Annotated in this window: 20 protein-coding genes; 16 read left to right on the plus strand and 4 right to left on the minus strand. The window is 53.4% G+C overall.

All coding sequences use genetic code 11. The features are described from left to right. Window position 1: 1 nt before the first annotated feature. Window positions 2–3,976 carry a trifunctional transcriptional regulator/proline dehydrogenase/L-glutamate gamma-semialdehyde dehydrogenase gene (gene putA / locus LC431_RS10195; protein ID WP_223509753.1) on the minus strand — a complete coding sequence of 1,325 codons (3,975 nt, stop codon included), beginning with the start codon at window positions 3,974–3,976 and terminating at the stop codon, window positions 2–4. Window positions 3,977–4,487: 511 nt separating this feature from the next. Here putA and putP point away from each other — a divergent pair. The 7 genes from putP to phoH all read left to right on the plus strand — a co-directional run bounded on the left by putP (window position 4,488) and on the right by phoH (window position 12,459). Continuing rightward, window positions 4,488–5,972, plus strand: coding sequence for a sodium/proline symporter PutP (gene putP / locus LC431_RS10200; RefSeq protein WP_013575770.1), 1,485 nt, complete (start codon window positions 4,488–4,490; stop codon window positions 5,970–5,972). 247 nt (window positions 5,973–6,219) lie between these two features. Then, window positions 6,220–7,071: an iron uptake transporter permease EfeU gene (efeU, locus tag LC431_RS10205; RefSeq protein ID WP_037034423.1), complete on the plus strand. Its 852-nt coding sequence runs from the start codon at window positions 6,220–6,222 to the stop codon at window positions 7,069–7,071. Between the two features lie 44 nt (window positions 7,072–7,115). Further along, window positions 7,116–8,243 carry an iron uptake system protein EfeO gene (gene efeO / locus LC431_RS10210; protein ID WP_013575768.1) on the plus strand — a complete coding sequence of 376 codons (1,128 nt, stop codon included), beginning with the start codon at window positions 7,116–7,118 and terminating at the stop codon, window positions 8,241–8,243. A gap of 152 nt (window positions 8,244–8,395) precedes the next feature. Continuing rightward, window positions 8,396–9,691 (plus strand): iron uptake transporter deferrochelatase/peroxidase subunit, encoded by a 1,296-nt coding sequence (gene efeB / locus LC431_RS10215; RefSeq protein WP_223509754.1) that lies wholly within the window; start codon window positions 8,396–8,398, stop codon window positions 9,689–9,691. Between the two features lie 170 nt (window positions 9,692–9,861). Further along, on the plus strand, window positions 9,862–11,010 hold the full coding sequence (locus LC431_RS10220) for an N-acetylmuramoyl-L-alanine amidase (protein WP_223509755.1): 1,149 nt from the start codon (window positions 9,862–9,864) through the stop codon (window positions 11,008–11,010). A 183-nt stretch (window positions 11,011–11,193) separates the two neighbouring features. Further along, complete coding sequence (locus tag LC431_RS10225; protein ID WP_223509757.1) at window positions 11,194–11,607, plus strand: hypothetical protein; 414 nt, start codon at window positions 11,194–11,196, stop codon at window positions 11,605–11,607. Window positions 11,608–11,670: 63 nt separating this feature from the next. After that, entirely contained in the window at window positions 11,671–12,459 is a 789-nt protein-coding gene (gene phoH, locus LC431_RS10230) for a phosphate starvation-inducible protein PhoH (protein ID WP_013575764.1), read from the plus strand. A 116-nt stretch (window positions 12,460–12,575) separates the two neighbouring features. On the opposite strand, the gene chaA is transcribed toward phoH, so the two are convergent. Then, on the minus strand, window positions 12,576–13,676 hold the full coding sequence (chaA, locus tag LC431_RS10235) for a sodium-potassium/proton antiporter ChaA (protein WP_223509758.1): 1,101 nt from the start codon (window positions 13,674–13,676) through the stop codon (window positions 12,576–12,578). Window positions 13,677–14,147: 471 nt separating this feature from the next. Here chaA and chaB point away from each other — a divergent pair, with 471 nt between their 5' ends. The 8 genes from chaB (at window position 14,148) to LC431_RS10275 (ending at window position 22,473) form a co-directional block, all read left to right on the plus strand. Continuing rightward, complete coding sequence (chaB, locus tag LC431_RS10240) at window positions 14,148–14,381, plus strand: putative cation transport regulator ChaB (RefSeq protein WP_013575762.1); 234 nt, start codon at window positions 14,148–14,150, stop codon at window positions 14,379–14,381. A 349-nt stretch (window positions 14,382–14,730) separates the two neighbouring features. Then, a complete protein-coding gene (locus tag LC431_RS10245; RefSeq protein WP_112152545.1) occupies window positions 14,731–15,420 on the plus strand; it encodes a gamma-glutamylcyclotransferase in 690 nt (229 codons plus the stop codon). A gap of 284 nt (window positions 15,421–15,704) precedes the next feature. Next, on the plus strand, window positions 15,705–17,273 hold the full coding sequence (locus LC431_RS10250) for an ABC transporter substrate-binding protein (RefSeq protein WP_223509760.1): 1,569 nt from the start codon (window positions 15,705–15,707) through the stop codon (window positions 17,271–17,273). Then, window positions 17,273–18,325, plus strand: coding sequence for an ABC transporter permease (locus LC431_RS10255; protein WP_013575759.1), 1,053 nt, complete (start codon window positions 17,273–17,275; stop codon window positions 18,323–18,325). The genes LC431_RS10250 and LC431_RS10255 overlap by 1 nt, the downstream gene beginning before the upstream one ends. 5 nt (window positions 18,326–18,330) lie before the next feature. Then, the gene (locus LC431_RS10260; protein WP_013575758.1) at window positions 18,331–19,209 is read left to right on the plus strand and encodes an ABC transporter permease; all 879 of its coding nucleotides are present in this window, start codon (window positions 18,331–18,333) and stop codon (window positions 19,207–19,209) included. A gap of 49 nt (window positions 19,210–19,258) precedes the next feature. Beyond that, window positions 19,259–20,083 carry an ABC transporter ATP-binding protein gene (locus LC431_RS10265; RefSeq protein WP_223509804.1) on the plus strand — a complete coding sequence of 275 codons (825 nt, stop codon included), beginning with the start codon at window positions 19,259–19,261 and terminating at the stop codon, window positions 20,081–20,083. After that, window positions 20,076–20,753, plus strand: a complete 678-nt coding sequence (locus LC431_RS10270; RefSeq protein WP_015690031.1) for an ABC transporter ATP-binding protein — start codon at window positions 20,076–20,078, stop codon at window positions 20,751–20,753. Before LC431_RS10265 ends, LC431_RS10270 begins: the two co-directional genes overlap by 8 nt. 142 nt (window positions 20,754–20,895) lie before the next feature. Beyond that, window positions 20,896–22,473: an ABC transporter substrate-binding protein gene (locus LC431_RS10275; RefSeq protein WP_223509761.1), complete on the plus strand. Its 1,578-nt coding sequence runs from the start codon at window positions 20,896–20,898 to the stop codon at window positions 22,471–22,473. Between the two features lie 114 nt (window positions 22,474–22,587). Here LC431_RS10275 and LC431_RS10280 read toward each other — a convergent pair whose 3' ends face one another. Together LC431_RS10280 and LC431_RS10285 are read right to left on the minus strand one after the other, a co-directional pair. Beyond that, a complete protein-coding gene (locus tag LC431_RS10280) occupies window positions 22,588–22,905 on the minus strand; it encodes a HigA family addiction module antitoxin (protein ID WP_015690029.1) in 318 nt (105 codons plus the stop codon). A 56-nt stretch (window positions 22,906–22,961) separates the two neighbouring features. Beyond that, window positions 22,962–23,276 (minus strand): type II toxin-antitoxin system RelE/ParE family toxin, encoded by a 315-nt coding sequence (locus tag LC431_RS10285; RefSeq protein ID WP_013575753.1) that lies wholly within the window; start codon window positions 23,274–23,276, stop codon window positions 22,962–22,964. A 173-nt stretch (window positions 23,277–23,449) separates the two neighbouring features. On the opposite strand from LC431_RS10285, the gene LC431_RS10290 reads away from it, so the two are divergent. Then, the gene (locus LC431_RS10290; protein WP_013575752.1) at window positions 23,450–23,683 is read left to right on the plus strand and encodes a hypothetical protein; all 234 of its coding nucleotides are present in this window, start codon (window positions 23,450–23,452) and stop codon (window positions 23,681–23,683) included.

Genomic DNA, 23,683 nt, shown 5'->3' on the forward strand with positions numbered 1-23,683 from the left:
TTTACCCGATCGTCATCAGACTCGCATTTCCCCCGGCGGCTGCCGTATTCACACTCAGTGAACGTTCATGCAGCAGGCGTTCCAGCAGAATATTATCCTCGCCGCGTGCAAAGCCCTGTACCGATATAATGGCGCCCGGACGCTGCGCAATGGTCTGACAAAGTTCGCGCAACTGATCCGCATCACCGTGATAAATCACTGCATCAAATACCTGCGCATCGTTCTGCCAGTCTTTGGCGAAATCGACTCGCGCCTGCACTGCTTTTGGCAGGATGCTGAACAAATCACGTTGCAATGGCGCTTCCGGCCAGAGAATGCGGCAACCTGTCGCGGTGACAGCGGCAAGCTGGGTCAGGGCATCTTCCTGATTATCCGCCAGTGCCAGGACGCGCTCACGCGGTAACAGTGCGTAAGTGTTACGCTCGCCGGTTGGCCCCGGCAGTGTGCGCAAGGTGCCGCCCTGACTGGTTTGGGCGAAACGTTCGCAAACTGTGACAAATTCCTCACGGTGTTTCTGCTCCGTTGCCCATTGTTGCAGCGCCCGGTGTGGTGCCAGCAAGGCTTCGCGCACGGAGGTATCGAGCGGCAGTTCGCGATCCTGACGTAACAGGGTTTGCTGGACGGCGTCTTGCGGACGGCTGCTCAGCAGACGATAAAGATACAGCGGGCCACCGGCTTTCGGACCGGTGCCGGACAAGCCTTCGCCGCCAAAAGGTTGCACACCCACGACAGCACCCACCATATTGCGGTTCACGTACATATTGCCGACGTGTGCCTGCTGCGTAACGCGATGGATAGTCTCATCGATGCGGGTATGAATACCCAGCGTCAGGCCATAACCGGCGGCATTAATCTGACCGATCAGCTTATCCAGATCCTGGCGGGCATAACGCACCACGTGCAGCACCGGCCCGAAGATTTCTTTCTTCATCTCATCGAAGCTTTCCAGCTCGATCAGCGTCGGTTTAACAAAGGTACCGCGGCTCCATTCCTGCTGGTCAGCCGTAAATTCCTGCGCAGCCTGATACACGGTGCGGCCTTTGGTGCGCATCGCATCGATGTGTTTTTCGATACCGGCTTTGGCTTCGGCGTCGATCACCGGCCCGATGTCGGTAGACAAGCGCTCCGGATTGCCCATCCGGCATTCCGCCATCGCACCGCGCAGCATTTGCAGCGTGTGGTCGGCGACGTCGTCCTGAATACACAACACGCGCAGGGCGGAGCAGCGCTGACCGGCGCTGTCGAAAGCCGACGCGACCACATCCGTCACTACCTGTTCGGTCAGGGCGGAGGAATCGACAATCATGGCGTTCAGCCCGCCGGTTTCGGCGATAAGCGGCGTCGGACGGCCCTGCAGATCCAGACGACCGGCGATGTTGCGTTGCAGAATACCCGCGACATCCGTCGAACCGGTAAACAGCACGCCGCGTACACGTTCGTCATTGACCAGTTGCGAACCGACCGTTTCACCCCGGCCCGGCAGCAACTGCAATACGCCTGCCGGAACTCCGGCTTCATGCAAAATGCTGACGGCCAGCGCAGCGACCAGTGGCGTTTGTTCAGCGGGTTTTGCCAGCACGCTGTTCCCGGCGGCCAGCGCGGCAGCAATCTGACCGGTAAAGATCGCCAGCGGGAAGTTCCACGGGCTGATACAGACCACCGGCCCCAGCGGACGGTGCGTGTCATTGGCGAAATCTTCGCGGATCTGCCCGGCGTAATAATGCAGGAAGTCCACGGCTTCACGTACTTCGGCAATGGCGTTATTAAAGGTTTTTCCCGCCTCGCGCACCAGCACGCCGAGCAGGTTTTGCAACTGCGCTTCCATCAGTTCTGCAGCGCGTTGCAGGATGGCGGCACGTTCTTCGGGAGGTGTCGCAAACCAGATTGACCCGGCAGCGGTTGAGGCATCCAGCGCGCGGCTGATTTCAGCTTCTGTCGCTTCGCGAACATACCCGACAATATCGGTATTTTCAGACGGGTTGATCACCGGCAGGAATTCGCCGTCGTCCGTTTGCGCATCAATTATCGGCTGCGCTTTGACCGGGTGGCTGGCGCTTTGCAGCAGGGCGCTGGAAAGGGAGGCCAGACGGTGCTCGCTGGACATATCCAGACCGGCAGAATTCACACGTTTGTCGCCATAAAGATTGCGCGGCAGGGCGATTCGCGGATGGGGTAATCCGACCTGACCTTCGCTGGCGGCCAGCGCTTCGACCGCCAGAACCGGATCGGCAACCAGTTCATCGATCGGTAACGTGGCATCGGCAATACGGTTAACAAAGGAGGTATTCGCGCCATTTTCCAGCAGACGACGTACCAGGTACGCCAACAGTGTTTCGTGTGTACCGACCGGGGCATAAATGCGGCACGGGCGGTTCAGTTTGCCGTCAGAAATTTTCCCCACCACCTGCTCGTAAAGCGGTTCACCCATACCGTGCAGGCACTGGAATTCGTACTGACCGGGATAATAGTTATTACCGGCCAGTTGATAAATCGCCGCCACGGTGTGGGCGTTATGCGTCGCGAACTGCGGATAAATCAGGTTCGGCACGGCCAGCAGTTTACGGGCGCAGGCCAGATAGGAGACATCGGTGTAAACCTTGCGGGTATAAACCGGATAATCTTCCAGACCGTCCATTTGTGCGCGCTTAATTTCGCTGTCCCAGTACGCACCTTTCACCAGACGGACCATCAGACGGCGGCGGCTGCGCTGTGCCAGACTGGTCAGGTAATCAATCACCATCGGGCAGCGTTTCTGATACGCCTGAATCACGAAGCCGATGCCGTTCCAGCCCGCCAGTTCCGGTTCGAAGCAGAGTTTTTCCAGCAAATCGAGAGAGATTTCCAGGCGGTCAGCTTCTTCGGCATCGATGTTGATACCGATGTCGTAACTGCGTGCCAGCAAGGTCAGTGAAAGCAGGCGCGGATACAACTCTTCCATTACACGCTCATATTGCGCACGGCTGTAACGCGGATGCAGGGCGGAAAGCTTGATGGAAATGCCGGGGCCTTCATAAATGCCGCGACCATTGGAGGCTTTGCCGATGGCATTGATCGCCTGCTGATAGGACTGCAAATAGGCCTGCGCGTCTTTCGCGGTCAGCGCGGCTTCACCCAGCATGTCGTAGGAATAGCGGAAACCTTTTTCTTCATGTTTGCGGGCATTGGCCAGCGCTTCGGCGATGGTTTCGCCGGTCACGAATTGCTCTCCCATCAGGCGCATTGCCATGTCCACACCTTTGCGGATTAGCGGTTCGCCGCTTTTGCCGATAATGCGGTTCAGCGATTTTGACAGGCTGGCTTCATTATGCGTCGCCACCAGCTTGCCGGTGAATAGCAAACCCCAGGTCGCGGCGTTAACGAACAGCGACGGGCTGCGGCCCAGATGCGAATGCCAGTTACCGTTGCTGATTTTGTCGCGGATTAACGCATCGCGGGTTGGTTTGTCGGGAATACGCAGCAGCGCTTCCGCCAGACACATCAGCGCCACGCCTTCCTGAGAAGACAGAGAGAACTCCTGCAGCAGGCTTTGCACCATACCGGCGCGGCCGTTTGCACTCTTTTGGTTCCTGAGTCTGGTGGCAATGTCAGCAGCCAGTTTCAGCGCAGCATCATTGAGCGGGGCAGGCAAACGCGCCTGTTCAAGCAGCATCGACACGGCTTCTGGTTCAGGGCGGCGATAGGCGGCAGTGATGGCAGAACGGCTGACTGACTGTGGCAGGATCTGCTCGGCGAAATCTAGGAACGGCTGATGGGCTTCCTGAACCAGTTGCACAGCGACATCTTCCATACCTTCAGGCGCAGCGCCATTCAGCGCCGGAATTTCCGGCAGTGTATCGCCATTTTCCAGTCGTTCCAGATAGGAAAATATCGCTTGTTTGATCAGCCAGTGCGGCGTGCGATCAATTTTGTGAGCCGCTTCTTTCAGCCTGTCGCGTGTACCTTCATCCAGCTTCACGCCCATCGTCGTCATACCCATGCGCAAACACTCCATATAAAAAATTTCAGGTGAATTCGTTATTTTATGCTGAGCAATATCTTCTATGTTGCAACCTTGTGCAACCCTGTTAATGCATGAAGTATGCCTGTTGTGATTTGTCTGGCATTTTTAACAATAAAATAACGGCATGGATCTTGCGTGCATTCACCTGAGTGAGAATGTCAAAGGTTGCATCAGGTGCAACTTTTGTCAGTGCAAAGTACAACCGGTATTGCGGATAACTGTGATGGAGGGTGAATTTTGTGTATTTGAAATGTTAAAAATATTGAAAAGTGGATCAGGCTAAACCAGTATCCGGCCCGACAGTAATTTTGAACAAAAACCACACAGAGTCAGTGACTACGTAAAAAATATGGAGAGTCTTGCTGCAACCTTACAGGGTTTCAGCCATCATCTCGCCCCGGCAGGTTTTTAGCGGCACTTCTGGTGGAGTGCTTCAGGACAGACAGCTGCCGGACAACATCGCAAAAAATAAGAAGTGGAGAATGGAATGACAATGAACACACCGATGCTGGTGACGTTTTGTGTTTATATTTTCGGGATGATTTTTATTGGGCTCATCGCGTATCTACGAACCAAAAACTTTGATGATTATATTCTGGGCGGACGCAGTTTAGGCAGCGTGGTGACGGCGCTTTCAGCCGGTGCTTCTGACATGAGCGGCTGGCTGTTAATGGGATTACCGGGGGCGATTTTTATTTCCGGGATTTCGGAAAGCTGGATCGCCATTGGCCTGACCATCGGCGCGTACCTGAACTGGAAACTGGTGGCAGGGCGGCTGCGTGTGCACACTGAAGCCAATAATAATGCGCTGACACTGCCGGATTACTTTACCCATCGTTTTGAAGATTCCAGCAAGCTGCTGCGCATTATCTCCGCGATTGTGATTTTGGTGTTCTTCACCATTTATTGTGCCTCCGGCATCGTGGCCGGTGCGCGTCTGTTTGAAAGCACCTTCGGCATGACGTACCAGACTGCACTTTGGGCTGGTGCGGCGGCGACCATCATTTATACCTTTATCGGCGGTTTTCTGGCAGTCAGCTGGACTGATACCGTGCAGGCCAGCCTGATGATTTTCGCGCTGATCCTGACACCGGTTATCGTCATCCTCGCAGTTGGCGGTATTGATACCTCGATGATGGTAATCAATGCCAAAAACCCTGAATACACCGATATGTTCAAGGGCATGAATCTGGTGGCGATTTTGTCATTGCTGGGCTGGGGACTGGGCTATTTTGGTCAGCCGCATATTCTGGCGCGCTTCATGGCGGCCGATTCTCACCGAACTATCCGCAGCGCGCGCCGTATCAGCATGACATGGATGATTTTGTGTCTGGCGGGCACCATTGCCGTAGGATTCTTCGGGATTGCGTACTTCAGCAATAATCCGGGCGAAGCGGGCAACGTGACGCAAAACGGTGAGCGCGTGTTCATCGAGCTGACGAAAATTCTGTTTAATCCCTGGATTGCCGGTATTTTGCTGTCCGCTATTCTGGCGGCGGTGATGAGTACCCTGAGCTGTCAGTTGCTGGTGTGTTCAAGCGCGATTACCGAAGATTTGTATAAAGCCTTCCTGCGCAAAGGCGCAAGCCAGCGCGAACTGGTGTGGGTAGGGCGTGCGATGGTGCTGGTTGTGGCGCTGGTCGCGATTGCGCTGGCTGCCAATCCGGAAAACCGTGTTCTCGGTTTAGTCAGTTATGCATGGGCCGGTTTTGGCGCAGCATTCGGACCGGTGATCCTGATTTCCGTGATGTGGAAACGTATGACGCGTAACGGTGCACTGGCAGGCATGATCGTCGGTGCCGTGACAGTGATCCTGTGGAAACAATACGGCTGGGCCGAACTGTATGAAATCATTCCCGGCTTTATTTTCGCGTCACTGGCTATCTGGATTGTCAGCCTGGCGGGGCGTAAACCTTCCGCCGCCGTGGAACAGCGCTTCACTGTTGCGGAAGCGGAATATAATACTATTTAACGGTATTTTACTTTTATGACACTCAGACCGGGGGCATTCAGCCCCCGGTTTTCAGCATTTTCCGCCAGATAAACCCCCTGACCTGATTTTTCCTGTCTATTTACCGATCACGCTTCAAAAAAAGGATCGGTTACCTCTTGTATTTCTTTTGGCAAGAATGATAATCACTATCGTTTCTTTTTACTTTTCTTTACAGAGACCTTACACATTCTGTTGTTCGTCAGAATTCAGGGCTCGGGAGCTCGTCATGTTCGTTCCGTTTCTCATTATGTTTCGCGAAGGGCTGGAAGCTGCACTGATCGTCAGCCTGATTGCCAGCTATCTCAAACGGACGCAACGCGGGCAGTGGCTCGGTGTGGTCTGGATTGGCGTTTTCATCGCTGCCGCACTCTGTCTGGCGCTCGGTCTTTTTATCAATGCCACGACCGGTGAGTTTCCACAAAAACAGCAGGAGCTGTTTGAAGGTATCGTCGCCGTCGTTGCGGTGTGCATCCTGACTTATATGGTGTTCTGGATGCGCAAAGTGTCGCGTTCTATCAAAGTGCATCTGGAAGGGGCGATTGATCATGCGCTGAATTCCGGCCGCGGTCAGGGCTGGGCACTGGTCGCGATGGTGTTTTTTGCGGTAGCGCGTGAAGGTCTGGAATCGGTGTTTTTCCTGCTGGCGGCCTTCCAGCAGGACGTCGGCATCGAAGCGCCGATCGGCGCAGTGCTCGGGCTTGGCGCGGCCATCGTGCTGGGTTTCCTGATTTACTACGGCGGGGTGAAGCTGCATCTGGCGAAGTTCTTCAAATGGACCAGCCTGTTCATTCTGTTTGTCGCCGCCGGGCTGGCTGCGGGGGCTATTCGCGCTTTCCACGAAGCCGGATTGTGGAACCGTATGCAGGATATTGCTTTTGATCTGAGCGGCACATTATCCACGCACTCTTTATTCGGCACGTTGCTGGAAGGGATGTTTGGCTATCAGGAAGCCCCGACGGTCAGCGAAGTCGCGGTGTACTTCCTGTATCTGATCCCTGCGCTGTTCCTGTTCTTTATGCCACAAGGTAAATCGCCTGTGGCCGCGCCGGCCTCTGCCGGGCAAAAAACACGACGTTGATCCTTAAACCTTTCCATCATCTTGCCTTTGTCACGGAGTTGTACATGACACATTTTCGCCGTAAAGCTTTACAGATTGCACTGTTATCCCTGCCGGCTTTTGCGCTGAGCGCCAATGTGCTGGCTGCTGATGTTCGTCAGGTCAAAATTGCTGTTAACGACAAACAATGTGAACCGATGGCGCTGACCGTGCCCGCCGGTAAAACCCAGTTTGTTATCCATAACAACAGTCAGAAAAACCTGGAATGGGAAATTTTGAAAGGCGTGATGGTGGTGGAAGAACGTGAAAACGTGGCACCGGGTTTCACGCAAAAAATGACGGCTAACCTTGAACCGGGCGAATACGACATGACCTGTGGCTTGCTGAGCAATCCGAAAGGCAAACTGACTGTCACCGCCGAGGGGACAGCCGCTTCCGGTAAGCCTGACGCCATGGCGCTGGTTGGCCCGATTGCGGAATACAAAGTCTATGTGACGCAGCAGGTCGCTGAGCTGGTGGCGCATACCAAAGCCTTTACCGACGCAGTGAAGAAGGGTGATCTGGCGAAAGCACAATCCCTTTACGCGTCAACCCGTGTTTACTATGAGCGCATCGAACCGATTGCCGAACTGTTCTCTGATCTGGACGGCAGCATCGACGCCCGTGAAGATGATTTCGAGAAAAAAGCCGAAGATCCTAACTTCACCGGTTTCCACCGTCTGGAGAAAATTCTCTTCGCGGACAAAACCACCAAAGGCACCGAACCCTTTGCTGACAAGCTTTATACCGATACCGTTGATTTGCAAAAACGTATCGCAGACCTGACTTTCCCGCCTAGCAAAGTGGTCGGCGGCGCGGCGGGCCTGATTGAAGAAGTGGCCGCCAGTAAAATCAGCGGCGAAGAAGACCGTTACAGCCGCACTGACCTGTGGGATTTCCGTGCCAACCTTGATGGCGCACAAAAAATCGTCAATCTGCTGCGTCCGTTACTGGTCAAAGCCGATAAACCGTTGCTGGATAAAATCGACGCTAACTTCAAAACCGTCGATGCGCTGCTGGATAAATACAAAACCAAAGACGGTTACGAGAATTATGAAAAACTGTCTGATGCAGACCGTAACGCAATGAAAGGGCCGATCACCACGCTGGCAGAAGACTTGTCCAAACTGCGCGGTGTGCTTGGTTTAGATTAAACTCCTCCCCCTGCGAAGGGGGAGGCAGGGAGGGGGTTTAGCAGACCATACACTGGCTGAAGCACGCTTCAACTTTTGTTTTTGACCGTAATACCCCACCCCAACCCTCCCCTTCGCAGGGGAGGGAGCTTTTAAATTCCCGAGGCATAGCAATGAGTCACAAAAACGATAATCAGAACGACGTTTCTTCTTCCCGCCGCAGTTTACTGAAAGGTGTGGGATTGTTAGGCGGGGCATTTGCCCTGGGCGGCGCTGCCACGGCGCAGGCTGAGAAAACACCCGGCGCAAAAAAAGAGTACACGCCAGGCACGGTTTCCCCGGACGAACGCTGGGGCAGGCAACCTTATTACGGCGAGCATCAGGCAGGGATTTTAACGCCACAACAGGCGTCGATGATGCTGGTTTCCTTTGACGTGCTGGCCACCAACAAAGCCGATCTGGAGCGTCTTTTCCGTCTCCTTGATTCACGGTTTGCCTTCCTGACCAAGGGTGGCACCGCACCTTCAATGGATCCGAAATTCCCGCCGATGGATTCCGGCGTGATGGGGGCAGAAATCTACCCGGATAACCTGACCATGACGCTGTCGGTGGGGGATTCCCTGTTCGATGAACGCTTTGGATTAGAGCCGCATAAGCCGCTGAAATTGCAGCGCATGACGCGTTTCCCGAATGATTCACTGGATGCCACACTCTGTCACGGTGACCTGTCACTGCAAATCTGTGCCAACAACAACGATACGGTGGTGCATGCGTTGCGTGACATCATCAAGTACACACCGGATTTACTCAGCGTGCGCTGGCGTCGTGACGGCTTTATTTCGTCCCACGCAGCGCGCAGTCAGGGCAAAGAAACGCCGATTAACCTGCTGGGCTTTAAAGACGGCACGGCGAATCCTGACTCGAAAGACACACCACTGATGGATAAAACCGTCTGGGTCACCGCCGGTCAGGGCGAACCGGCGTGGACGCTCGGCGGCAGTTATCAGGCCACTCGTCTGATCCCGTTCAAGGTGGAATCCTGGGACCGCACGCCGTTGCAGGAGCAGCAGTCTATTTTCGGGCGTAACAAAGCCACCGGCGCACCTTTGGGGATGGAAAAAGAGCACGATGTGCCGGATTACGAAAAAGACCCGGAAGGTAAGACCATCCGCCTTGATTCACATATCCGTCTGGCGAATCCGCGTACCAAAGCCACCGATGAAAACCTGATGCTGCGCCGTGGCTACAGCTATTCACTTGGCGTGACCCATTCCGGGCAACTGGAAATGGGGCTGATTTTTGTCTGTTATCAGCATGACCTGGAAAAAGGTTTCCTGACCGTGCAGAAACGCCTGAACGGCGAAGCGCTTGAAGAGTATATCCGTCCGAATGGCGGCGGCTTTTTCTTCACGCTGCCGGGGAATAAAGATGAAAGCCACTATCTCGGTCAATCGTTAATCGAAGCGTAACATTGCTCCTCCCCCTGCGAAGGGGGAGAAGCTCAATCCAGAAATCCTTTTTACGCTTCGTTACGCAATTCACCGCCTGTTAATACTCCGCTGCATCCCAAAAAATCTCAGCAATGTCATGATGATAAATCGTCAAACTGATTTATTACGATGCCTGCTCCGAGACTGTTATGACCATCAACCATGCCCGCAGAAAATTACTGATCTTTGGCATCGGACTTTCCCTGACGGCACCACGCCTGTATGCCGCCCAAAAAGCCGTGCGCATTACCATGACATCAGACGCCAGTCAGATTTACCTGGCGTTACCGGCAGCGGATAAATACAGCCGGGTGTTTATGCTCAGTGCGCCGGAAAGAGTGGTGATTGATATGCCGATGGCGTCATTTCCACCGGAACTGGAGCATGCGCTGACGGTGGTCAGGCAGAAATTTTCGTGGGTAAAAGAGGGGAGGATTGCTCACTTCAGCCCGCAAGTGGCGCGCATTGTGTTGCAGGTGAACGGTAAACCGAAGATTACGCGCAGCACGGAAAACGGTGTGCTGAACGTGACGATAGCCGGAGAAAGCCCTGACGCCGCGATTTTGCCCGTCACCACCGCTGCACCTCGGGCAGAGAAACCGCTGCTGGTGATGATTGATCCGGGGCATGGCGGAAAGGATCCGGGCGCGATCGGCAACGAAGGCACCTATGAAAAACACGTGGTGCTGCACATCGCCAAACGACTGCAAACCTTGCTTGATCAACAGCACGGTATTCAGGCGGTGCTGACGCGCCAGGATGACGTATTTATTCCGCTGTATCACCGCGTCAGCCTGGCGCATCAGCATGAGGCAGATCTGTTTATCTCAATTCATGCCGACGGTTTTACCAACGATCAGGTCTCCGGTGCGTCGGTTTTCGCGCTGTCTGAACACGGGGCGGGCAGTGCGATGGCGCGCTATTTGTCGCAAAGCGAAAACAGCGCAGATGTGTTGTATGACAACGATTTTAAAACGGACGATCAATACCTTAAAGAAACGCTGTTTGATCTCGACCAGCACGAAACCATTCATCGCAGCCTGAATTTTGGCCATCATCTGGCGGCAACTATTAGTAAAGTGCATCACATGCACAGTCCGCATCCTGAACAGGCGGGATTTGCGGTACTGAAATCCCCGCGAATTCCTTCCGCGCTGGTGGAGACATCCTTCATCACCAATAAACAGGAAGAAAAATTACTGGGTGAGCCGGTGTTTCAGGAGAAAATGGCGCATGCGCTGGCGGAAGGCATTAACAGTTACTTCATCAATGAAAAGAAAAATAATCTGCTGGGCTGAGAGAAATTCAGCACGATTAAAGAGGATCTGAAAAAGATCCACATGATCCTATTGACGTCAGCCACAAACTTTTTTACATTTTGGTAACGCAAATGTTTCAGCTGTCATTATACTGACATTTATAAGCGGTAGTTTTCACGAGGTGTACGGCAGGTGCCGTTAATAACACTGCGGGGAGCGCGAATGGTAAAGTCCATGTTTGGGCTGTTGATCGAAAATAACACACTTCTCTCATTCACTCGTTGTAGTCGCTTAAATGCAAACGAGGGCCAGGCTTCCGACTCTCTAATATTTCAACCTTTACTTTCAGCTTTTTCCTGCCGCTTGCTGCAAAAAATATCATCCACTCAACCTCAACCCTGTTCTTTAACTGACCCCGTAAATGTTTACCAAAATGATGTGAATATCACTGGCTTTTATTCTGGAATTTTCATTGTATGGGTCAGCGGTTTGTCATTATTGACACTTTTGACAATGCCTCCTCGTGAACAGAAAACAACCAAAAGACTTTCCGTTAATCCCTTTGGTTTCTTTTCCTCTTCACGTTATTCATTGGCTCCACTTGGTCTAAAAGGAGACCAAAACCTCATTTGTTAGTGAAACATAACCGTGCGGGCATTATGCCTTAGCGTTAAGTGAATCAAACTGTAAGGTGCCACTATGGGAAGACAGAAAGCAGTGATCAAAGCTCGTCGTGAAGCAAAACGTGTTATTCGTAGTGATTCACGTAGTCACCGCCAGCGCGAGGAAGAATCTGTGACGTCATTAGTACAGATGGGCGGTTTGGAATCGATCGGCATGGCTCGCGACTCCCGCGATACGTCCGTCATCGAAGCGCGTACTGAAGCTCAAGGTCATTACTTATCAGCCATAGAGAATAAGCAGTTAATTTTTGCCACCGGTGAAGCCGGTTGTGGCAAAACATTTATCAGCGCTGCGAAAGCGGCAGAGGCATTAATTCACAAAGAAATCGACAGGATTATTGTGACGCGCCCGGTATTGCAAGCCGATGAAGATCTCGGTTTCCTGCCCGGTGATATTTCTGAGAAGTTCGCGCCTTATTTCCGTCCGGTCTACGACATTCTATTACGTCGTCTGGGTTCATCATTCCTGCAATATTGTTTGCGACCGGAAATAGGGAAGGTTGAAATTGCGCCATTCGCTTATATGCGCGGGCGTACTTTCGAAAATGCGGTGGTTATTCTGGACGAAGCGCAGAATGTCACGGCCAGCCAGATGAAAATGTTCCTGACCCGTCTCGGTGAAAATGTGACGGTGATTGTTAACGGTGATATTACCCAGTGCGATTTACCACGCGGCGTAGTATCGGGGCTCAGCGATGCAATGTCTCGCTTCGAAGAAGACGAGATGATTGGCATCATTGAATTTGGCAAAGAGGACTGCGTGCGTTCAGAGCTGTGTAAACGCACTCTCCACGCCTACTCTTAATTCTCCCATCCCTCCCATGAAAAAGGCCGCTCAGTTGAGCGGCCTTTCTTTTGTCATTCTTCATTCAATCAAAATCATTTGGGTTGTATCAGGGCGGCAACCCGAAGGATGAAGATTTAAAGCATAATTAGCATCATGTAGGCGCAGAAGAGGGCCAGATGCGCGGTACCGTTTAATACATTGGTACGGCCAGTGGAGAATGAAATCTGGCACAAGATCAGCACCGCCAGCATCACCACAATATTCGCCGGATCCAGGCCGAAAATCAGATCCTGACCTGTCAGGGTGGCGATGACGGTCACCGCCGGTACGGTCAGTGAAATCGTCGCCAGCACGGAGCCGAAGAACAAATTCATGGCGCGCTGTACCTGATTTTTCAGTACCGCTTTCAGTGCGCCCAGACCTTCCGGTGAAAGGATCAGTAACGCGACCAGGAAGCCGGTGAACTGCGCAGGAGCATTCAGTTCGGTCAGCAGGCTTTCCAGCGGATTGGCGTTGAACTTGGTCACTGCGATAACCAGCACCAGATGGACAATCAGCCAGAGCGTATGCGTCAGGTTACTTTTCGAAGACGGTTTTCCGTGTCCGTCTTCTTCGCCTTCATCTTCATGCTCGTAAATAAACAGGCTCTGGTGGGTTTTGGTCTGGATAAGCAAAAATACGCCGTACATGGCGGCTGAAATCATCGCGACAAACAACGCCTGTAGCGTCGAGAAATTGCCCCCCGGCAACGCGGCAGGCAGCACCAGCACAATCACCGCCAGCGGGAATATCGCCATCAGGTACTGTTTGATCCCACCGAGATTCACATATTGTGTCGCAAATTTGCGCCCGCCCAACAGCAGGGCAACGCCAACCAGACCGGCGGTAACAATCATGATGATCGAGAACAACGTGTCACGCATCAGCGCGGGCGCGGCGTCGCCGGTCGCCATCAGGGCCGAAATCAGGCTGACTTCGAGGATGACCACTGAAAGGCTGAGGATCAACGACCCGTAAGGTTCGCCAAGACGATGTGCCAGTACGTCGGCATGACGCACCACGCTGAAGGCGCTGGCGAGGATACCGACCAGCGCGATTAAATTGATACCGACAACCGAGGCAAAGTTACTGCTGTTGCCCCAGAGGATGAGAACGATAAGTGCAGCGATGGGAAAAACCAGGGAGTATTCCTGATGGCGGGTTTTGATTTTTGGATGTTCCTGTGAAGACACCATGATGATTATTCTCCTTATAAACGCTCACGTAATAACAACCGCCTGTCTGTCAGTTGTCAGAAAAATGCCTGGCAGCATAAAGGTCTAACCTGTTAAGTATAGTAGATAAATTAATCTATTAACAGGGTAAAGTCATTGTTAATGCATAAAAAATGACATATCAATTGTTTATCAGGGAATAATCTGAATTAACCAGCAATAAACACCCTAATAATTCGTTTTGTTAAAATATTAAGTCATTTAAAAACAATGTATTATATTGATATTGTAGTAATATGGCGATTATGCGTCAGTTTATGTAAATCATCAGGATACCCACACAATATCATGGAGGAAATGTGCAGTCAGCGGCCCGATAACGAGAATAATCTGGCAGCGTCCTTTGAGGGTAGCAGCTAGACTTTATCCTGTGCGCAGACGCCGCACATAAAAAATATCAATGCGATGAACGCTATGAAAAAGGAGACGACTATGCCTTATCAGAACCGCTCAGCGTTGCCTGAATCCGTGCGCAATGTGCTTCCTGCCCATGCGCAGGATATCTATAAGGAAGCGTTTAACAGCGCCTGGGATGAGTATAAAAAACCTAAAGACCGGCAGGGCGATGACTCGCGTGAGGAAACGGCGCATAAAGTTGCCTGGGCCGCTGTGAAACATGGGTATAAAAAAGGAGATGACGATAAGTGGCATCCTAAGAAATCCTGATATGAATGGCAGGTGAGGGCGATCCCGCGCCTGCCAGAAGGTCTGCCCGGCCTCCGGGTTCCCGCTGTTTTTGTTTTATTCCCCCCCTAAATATCAACATTCATGCAATGTTCATAAAATAATCACTTTATTTTCGTTTTGTGATCGCTCTCAACCTTGATTGCAACGAAAGAAACGAATAAGGTTTCATTCAGCAGGGGTATACGAAACTTCCTAATAAATTTGCCCTGCGGCCTGAAGCTCAGGCGAAACTGTCCGATAGCGTTATTAAATGAAACTCACGATAACGGAGAACACAGCGTTAACAGCATGGCATGTTCAAAAGTAAGTCGTACCGAAGGGGGAATGAATGTTAACTCGAGATTTCCTGCGTAACGCAGATTGCAAAACAGCATTCGGCAGCATTGATGAGTCGATGCTACTGACCCCTGAACAGCGCGCAGCCTCTCTGAGCTGCACGCTGGCGCGTCGCCCCGACAACAGCCCGGTCTGGATTTTTGGTTACGGTTCACTGATGTGGAACCCGGTTTTTGACTCGGAAGAGGCGCGACCCGCCACATTGCACGGTTATCATCGTGCCTTCTGTTTACGCCTCACCTCCGGGCGTGGCACCCATGCGCAACCTGGCCGCATGCTGGCGCTGCGGGATGGCGGAAAAACCACCGGTCTGGCGTTCCGTCTGCCGGAAGACACACTTCTCGATGAACTCGAATTGCTGTGGAAGCGTGAAATGCTGACCGGCTGTTATCGTCCGACCTGGTGCGAACTGAATCTCGACGATGGCCGCAAGGTGACGGCGCTGGTGTTCATTATGGATCCCTCGCACCCGCAATATGAGGCCGATACCGATTATCAGGTTATCGCGCCACTGATTGCGCAGGCCAGCGGCCCGCTCGGAACCAATGCACAATATCTGTTTGCCCTGGAAAAAGAGCTGAACAACTACGGCATGCGTGATGACTGCATGAGTGAGCTGGTCAAACAGGTACGGATGCTGTTGTCCGTTTCTCCCGGTTTTGATGTGCCGGAGCTGAGCTAAGCCCCGCATCTGCGGGCTGTGCGTGTCCTTCCGTGCAGCCCGCTTCCCTTAACACCCCCTGGTTTACGTGCTATTCATTCCCACATCCCTTCAGCGGGTATTTCCCTGTAGTTTGTACAGTAACAATCCCCTGCCAGACCGCATTCCGACGCTTTAATAACCAATCAGATAACGTTATGCAAAATTCGCATAACGATAGTATTTATCAGACTTTCTGGTAGGTTGAAGAAACTTTACACTCAACAAAACTTTAGCAATTTCGCTACCTTGGAGAGTCTGACCTGATGAAAGCTTTATTACCGTCCGTCCTGTTTACGGCTATTGCGGCTACTTTCTCTGCGCAGGCTGCCACGCCGCCGGATACTTTGGTTATCGCGCAATCCATTGATGACACCTCCAGTTTTGATCCGGCGCAGGGCTTCGAACTGACCACGGTTCAGGCTTTCAATAATATTTATCAGCGTCTGGTGCAGTCTGACCCGAACAACCCGATCGATTTAAAACCGACGCTGGCGGCCTCCTGGGAAACAGGTAAAGATAACCGCAGCCTGACCTTCACGCTGTCACCGAAAGCCACCTTTGCCAGCGGCAATCCGCTGACAGCCGATGATGTGATTTTCTCGTTATCGCGTGTGGTGAAGCTGAATCTCGAACCTTCGTTCATTCTGACGCAACTGGGCTGGACCGATAAAAACGTCGATACCTTCCTGACTAAAATCGATGATCAGCATGTGAAAGTCAGCTGGACCGCCGATGTCAGCCCGTCATTCGTGTTGAGCCTGCTGTCGGCGCCGGTATCTTCTATCGTTGACAGCAAGCTGGTGAAAGCTAACGCCACTGCTGACGACCTGGGTCATCAGTGGCTGAGCAACCATTCTGCCGGTTCCGGCCCGTATCAGATCCGCAACTACATTCCGCATGAAGTGGTGATTCTGTCTGCGAATCCGACTTCGCCGGAAGGCGCGCCGAAGCTGAAAACCATTCTGATCAAAAACGTACCAGATCCTGCCGCACGCCGCTTGCTGATCGAGCAGGGGGATGCCGATATGGCGCGTAATCTCGGTTCTGACCAGATGGCCGCACTCGCCGGTAAAAAAGGCGTTAAGCCTCTGGCGATCCCGTATGCCTCGCTGTACTTCATGCAGTTCAACGCCAAAGCTTCTCCGGCGTTGGGTAATCCTGCGTTCTGGGAAGCGGCCCGTTACCTGTTCGATTACAACCACATTGCGCACGACCTGATGAAAGATCAGTTCCAGGTGCATCAGGCCTTCCTGCCGGAAGGTTATCTGGGCGCGCTGAATGACACGCCATACACCTATGATCCGGCGAAAGCCAAAGCGATTCTGGCAAAAGCCGGGCTGACCAACGTCAGCTTCACGCTGTCTACCGCCAATCAGCCGCCGTACCTGGACATCGCCCAGGCGTTGCAGGCCAGCTTCGCGCAGGGCGGCGTAACGGTGAAACTGGATCCGGGTTTAAGCTCGCAGATCTCCACCAAAGTGAAATCACACAATTACGATGCGTATATGTCTTCGTGGGGACCGGATTACTTTGACCCGAACACTAACGCTTCGGCGTTTGCTTTCAACCCGGAAGATGGCAGCAAAACGCTGGCATGGCGGGCGAACTGGTCCATTCCGGCGCTCAATAAACTGACGCTGGCCGCGATTGCGGAACCGGATCAGGCCAAACGCGTGGCGGATTACCGTCAGTTGCAACTGGAAGTACAGAAAAACTCACCGTTCGTGATTGGCCTGCAAGCGAAAAGCCTGATTGCCGTACGCGACGACATCAAAGGTTACGTGCAGGGCATCAACCCTGACATGGTCTTCTACAGCAAGGTCACTAAGTAATGACAGACAGTTCAACACCCGCCGGATTCGTCCGGCAGGGTTGGCGCTGGTCAGGCCGTTTGCTGACTGGCGTGATTTCGCTGGCGCTGACGTTACTCGGCCTGCTGGCGTTTACTTTTACGCTTTCCCATCTTGCTCCGATTGACCCGACACTTCAGGTGGCGGGTGATCACGCCAGTGAAGCCACCTATGCGCAGGTGCGTCGTGATTTAGGTCTCGATCAGTCGGTGCCGGTGCAGTTCACCCGTTATCTGGAAAGACTGGCGCACGGCGATATGGGTATCTCCCGCATCACCGCGCAGCCGGTCGCCAGCGATTTGATGCGCACCTTCCCGGCAACGGTCGAACTGGCGACCTGTGCGATCCTGCTTGGCGGCACACTCGGCATTCTGCTGGCGCTGCTGGCGGTGTGGAAACCGGGAAGCTGGCTGGATAACGTTGCGAGAATGGTGTCGCTGCTCGGTTATTCTGTACCGATTTTCTGGCTGAGCCTGCTCGGCCTTTTGCTGTTTTACGCGGTACTGCACTGGGCGGGCGGGCCGGGACGGCTTGATGACCTGTATATGTACACTATGACGCCGCGCACCGGTTTTGTGCTGATTGATACCTGGCTTTCCGGCGACCGTGAAATGTTCTACAACGCCATCAGCCACTTATGGTTGCCGGTAACGGTGCTGGCGATGTTATCGATGGCGGGCATTACGCGCCTTCTGCGTGCGTCGATGCTCGGCGAAATGAACAAAGAATATGTGATTCTGGCGCGCTCGAAAGGCGCGGGCAGGGTACGTGTATTGCTGTGTCACGTTTTCCCAAACGTGCTCGGCACGCTGATCACCGTGCTGACGCTTTCCTACGCCAGTTTGCTGGAAGGGGCGGTTCTGACGGAAACGGTATTTGCCTGGCCAGGCGTTGGACGTTATCTGACCACCGCGCTGTTCGCCGCGGATACCCCGGCAATTCTTGGCGCTACGCTGCTGATCGGCACCTGCTTTGTGCTGCTTAATGCGCTGGCTGACGCCCTTACTTATCTGCTCGATCCGCGGACCCGGTAGTTTCTATGACTCAAATGATCCCTGAACAACCCACGCAGGTTGAGGCCGAAGCCGAAACCTCCGTCTGGAAACCGGCCCGGCGCATCACCACGTTTTCCGTGGGGCTGGTGCTGGTCGCTATTCTGGTACTGACCGCGCTGCTCGCACCATGGCTGGCGCCGTTTGACCCGAACATTCAACACATCGAACTGCGTCTGCTGCCACCATCGGAAACCCACTGGCTGGGCACCGACGGTTTTGGCCGTGATTTGCTCTCGCGTGTGGTGTATGGCGCGCGCCCGACGCTGTTGCTGGTGTCACTGATCCTGGTACTGACCATTCCGGTTGGCCTGCTGATCGGTATCAGCGCCGGTTACATTGGCGGCTGGTATGAACGCATTGTGATGCGACTGACCGATATTGTGATGTCCTTGCCCAGTCTGGTCATGGCGCTGGCGCTGGTGGCTATTCTCGGCCCCGGTCTGATGAACGGTGCACTGGCTCTGGCTTTCACCAGCTGGCCGCCGTTTGCGCGACAGGCGAGGGCCGAGACACTGGCACTTCGCCGCAGCGATTATCTGGCGGCGGCACGCATGCAGGGCATCGGCGGGTTGCGACTGATGTTCGGCCACATTTTGCCGCTGTGCCTGCCCAGCGCCGTGGTGCGTGCGGCGCTCAGCCTCGGCGGCATCATTCTGGCCTCTGCCGGTCTGGGCTTTCTCGGCATGGGCATTCAGCCACCGACGGCTGAATGGGGCTCGATGGTTGCCGAAGGCAGCAAAGTCATTTTCGATCAGTGGTGGGTCGCCGCTGCACCGGGCGGGGCGATTCTTTTCGCCAGCCTGGCTTTCAATCTGCTGGGCGATGGCCTGCGTGACAAAATGGATCCACGACATGGCAACTGACTTTTTACATAAAGACAAATCAAATAGCGACAAGCTGGTCGCGAAAGATATGACCATTTACCTGCCGGGTGAACGTCCGCTGGAACTGGTAAAATCCCTGTCATTCAGCGTCGGACAGGAACGTGTGGCGCTGGTCGGCGAGTCCGGATCCGGCAAATCCCTGACTGCCCGCGCGCTGATGGGGTTGCTGCCACATCCTTGCAAGCTGCGCGCGTCACAACTGACGCTGGGTGATAACGATCTGACCACACTCAAAGAACGTGAGTGGAGCACGCTTCGCGGTAACCGCGTATCGATGGTCATGCAGGATCCGAAACATGCGCTGAATCCGACGCAGAAAATCGGCAAACAGGTGGAAGAACCGCTGCGTTTGCACACCCGTCTTGGCCGCAAGGAGCGTCAGGAAAAGGTCACCGAGATGCTGAATGCGGTCGGTCTGCCGAATCCGGCTTTCCTGCAACAGCAGTATCCGCATCAACTTTCCGGCGGGATGGGGCAGCGCGTGATGCTGGCAATTGCACTGATCAACGACCCGCAATGGCTGATTGCCGACGAACCCACTTCCGCGCTGGATTTCGACATGCGTGAGCAGGTTCTGGGGCTGATTGAGCGTTTAGTCGAACAGCGAAATATGGGGCTGATCCTCATCAGTCACGACCTGCAACAGGTCGCCCGCTATTGTGAACGTGTGCTGGTGATGTACAAAGGCGAACTGCTCGATGAGCTTGCAGCCGATCAGCTGGCGAACGCTACACATCCTTATACGCATACACTCTGGTCATGCCGTCCGAGCAAATTTACCCACGGTGAACGCCTGCCGGTGCTGGATCGTGCGCTGCTGGCCTCTTTAAAACAGGAGCCGCGCCATGAGTGAGATTATCGCTGAACTGCATCAGCTGAGCGTGTCGCATCGTCAGGGTTACGAAACCCGCACGGTGGTACATAACGTCAACCTGACTATCAACAAAGGCGAGTGCTTCGGGCTGGTCGGGCCGTCCGGTTGCGGTAAATCCTCGCTGCTGTGGGTGCTGGCGGGCCTGAACGGACACTGGGACGGCAGCCTGACGTTGCTTGATCATCAGGTGAAACCCGGTAAACCTTTTACCGGTAGCCTGCGACGCGACGTGCAGATGGTTTTTCAGGACCCTTATGCCTCGCTGCACCCGAAACACAAGCTGCTGCGCACGCTGGCAGAGCCGCTGAAAATCCTCAAAGAACAGGATATTGAACAGAAAATTGCCGAAGGTTTTCGCCAGGTCGGGCTGGATCCGGCGCTGATGAACCGTTATCCGCATCAGCTTTCCGGTGGCCAGCGTCAGCGCGTGGCAATTGTCCGCGCACTCCTGCTCAAACCGAAACTGCTGCTGCTTGATGAACCGACGTCTGCCCTCGATATGTCTGTACAGGCGGAAATTCTCAATTTACTCAACGACCTGAAAGCCAGCAGCGACCTGACCATGATTCTGGTCAGCCACGATGCGGATGTGATTGACCATATGTGTGATCGTGCGGTGCATATGGCGAAGGGTTACGTCTTGACGTAGTCCTTCCCCTTCGCGGGGGAGGGAGCTGGAAAATGCTTAATCTAATTTATTAAATAACAAAGCTTTATTTCATTGTTCGGGCCTTGCCGCTGCACCTCTACACTCGGAAAAACTGTCTTTTCACCTGTGGAGAACGACCTCAATGAAAGTACGTGTTCCTTCCCTGTTATTTCTGCTCATGATGGCGGCAACCCGTGTGGATGCGGCGACACCTGCGGATACGCTGGTGGTAGCCGGTTCGCTCGAAGGTATTATCAGCCTGGATCCGGCGGAGAGTTTTGAAACCGTCAGTTCCGGCAATCTGGTTAACCTGTATCAGCAGCTGGTGGTTTCAAACCGTCAGCATCCCGATCAACTCGACCCGGACGCCGCCGCCAGCTGGCAGCCAGGGCCTGACGCGCACAGCCTGATTTTCACCCTTAAGCCGGGGCAGAAGTTTGCCAGCGGCAATCCGCTGACCGCTGACGACGTGATTTATTCCTTTAGTCGCGTGGTCAAACTCAATAAAAGCCCGTCGTTTATTCTCGGCGAACTGGGCTGGACACCAGAAAATGTCGACGGCAATCTGAAAAAACTGTCGGACGATAAAGTGCAACTGAGCTGGCCTGCGGATATCGGCAGTGGTCTGGTGCTGAGCATTTTATCCGCGCCGGTGGCAGGCATTGTTGACAGCAAGCTGTTGAAAGAACATGTCGATCAGAACGATTTCGGCAACAGCTGGCTGCGTTCACGTTCAGCAGGCAGCGGTGCCTTTGAAGTGCGTAACTATGTGCCTCACGAAGCGCTAATCTTCAAACGTAACCCGAATGCCAAACCGCTGGCGAAGCTGGAAAACGTCCTCTTTAAAAATGTCGGTGATCCTTCTACCCGCCGTCTGCTGGTACTTAATGGTGATGCTGACGTGGCATACGATTTAGGCGCGGATCAGTTCAGCTCGCTGCAAAAAGAAAAGGGTGTACATGTCGCCCAGTTCCCGGCGGCGAAAGTGTTCTATCTGGCGTTTAACGTCGGCGATACCACCCAACCGGCGCTGGCGAATCCCGCACTCTGGGAGGCTGCCCGCTGGCTGGTAGATTACCAGGGTATTTCAACCGATCTGCTCAAAGGCCAGTACGGCATTCATCAGACTTTCCTGCCGGACGGTTTAGCCGGTGCCATTGACGATCAGCCGTTCAAATACGACGTCGCGAAAGCCAAAGCCATTCTCATCAAAGGCGGCATTGCACCGGGGACTAAAATCGATTTAATCGTGATTAACCAGCCACCTTATTCCGATATCGCGCAGGCGTTGCAGGCCAGCTTTGCCAAAGCCGATATCAATTTAGTGGTGCATCCGTTGGTGGAAAGCGATGTGCTGACCCGCATGCGCGCGCATAAATTCCAGTCGATCTTCACTTACTGGGGTGCGGATTACCTCGACCCGAACACCAACGCCAGTACCTTTGCCTATAACGTGCCGAACGGGCCGAAAACACTGGCACAGCGTATTCAGTGGGTGATCCCGGAAATCAGCAAACAAACCCGCGCAGCGGCGGCGGAATCTGACCCGACCAAACGCAAGGCGCTGTATGCAGATTTGCAGCGTGAATTGCAGAAAAACTCACCCTTTGTGGTGGCGTTGCAAAGCAAGTTGCTGGTGGCCATCCGCGATAACGTGAAAGGTGCGAGCCAGAATGTGGCGGGGAGCCAGTTGTATCTGGATACGGTGAGTAAGGAATAAGAGGGGTTTCATCGTCCCTTATTCTCAAGTCATGACCCCGGGCCACAGGTCTCGGGGTCGCTCCTGTCAGCAGGTTCCTGAACGCGCCATTGAGGCTTGTCTGCTGCGGAGTTTTCATGACTTTTTCATAAAATCTTTCAGATGGGCGACTTTGTTAATGTCATCCATCAGGCGCGGGTTATTGCGCACTTCCCAAATATCGACATTGGTTTGCAGGTTTAACCAAAACTCGACAGAGGTCTCAAATGTCTTTGCCAGCCGGAAGGCAATATCAACGGTCAGTTTGCGGTTGTTATTCACCAGCGCGCTGATGGTATTGCGGTGAACATTCAGCATGTCGGCGAGATCGTTGATCCGCAGGCCTGCAGGCTCGAGAAATTCGTAAAGTAAAATATCACCAACGGTAGCGGGTTTACGTGTGGTCACAGCCATACGATGTTGTTCCTTCTGGTATGTCTTCATTAACATCAAAGCGAATATGCTCATAATTACCGGTAACTCCTGTAACCGTGGGGATCTAAATACAGGCCATGTGCTTTTCCTTCCCGCCAGTAAAAAATCAGACGGTACTGCTCATTCACCCTGATCGATGAAAATCCCTTTAACGGGGGGGCCAGATCTTCATAGCGATTGCCCGGGGGCCAGAGTAAATCGCGATAATCCATTGCGGCATTGATCATATCCAGCTTCCTTTCCAGAGCAGTTGCCAGCGTCCAGGGTATTTTGCGATGGGGAGTGGCGAAGTGGAAAAAGTCTTCCAGCCATTGATCGCGGAAACTGCTTATCCTGAGCATATCGTTCATGAGATGAACCCATCCTGATTTTTAAGGTGGGGCACCGAAGCCTTGTTGCACTGTGCTTCGGTGCATAAATTAACAGAGTCTTTTGCCGTTGTATAGGGATTGTTCTCCCGGGAACGAACGTGACTTTAATGCTTCATGCATTTAGCGAAAGCGGTTGTTTAGGATTTTGCAGGATGTTTTCCAGAGAATTTGCATCGTCCGACAGAGGGGACGGCATAAGTGCGGCAAAGCGCGCAGAATGTTTACGCTGCATTGGCGGCGTAGTGACCGCACTTTATCAGCGTGGCGGCGGAACAGGCGGGGGACAACAATTTTCGATTTTAAGCCACGCCCCGGGTTGCGTCGGGCTGATGAGCATGATAATGATTTCCATCGGTATTCTGCCTGTCACTGTTTTCGACCACTGA

The organism is Rahnella sp. GSA61A, from assembly GCF_019969905.1.
GTDB lineage: Bacteria > Pseudomonadota > Gammaproteobacteria > Enterobacterales > Enterobacteriaceae > Rahnella > Rahnella aceris.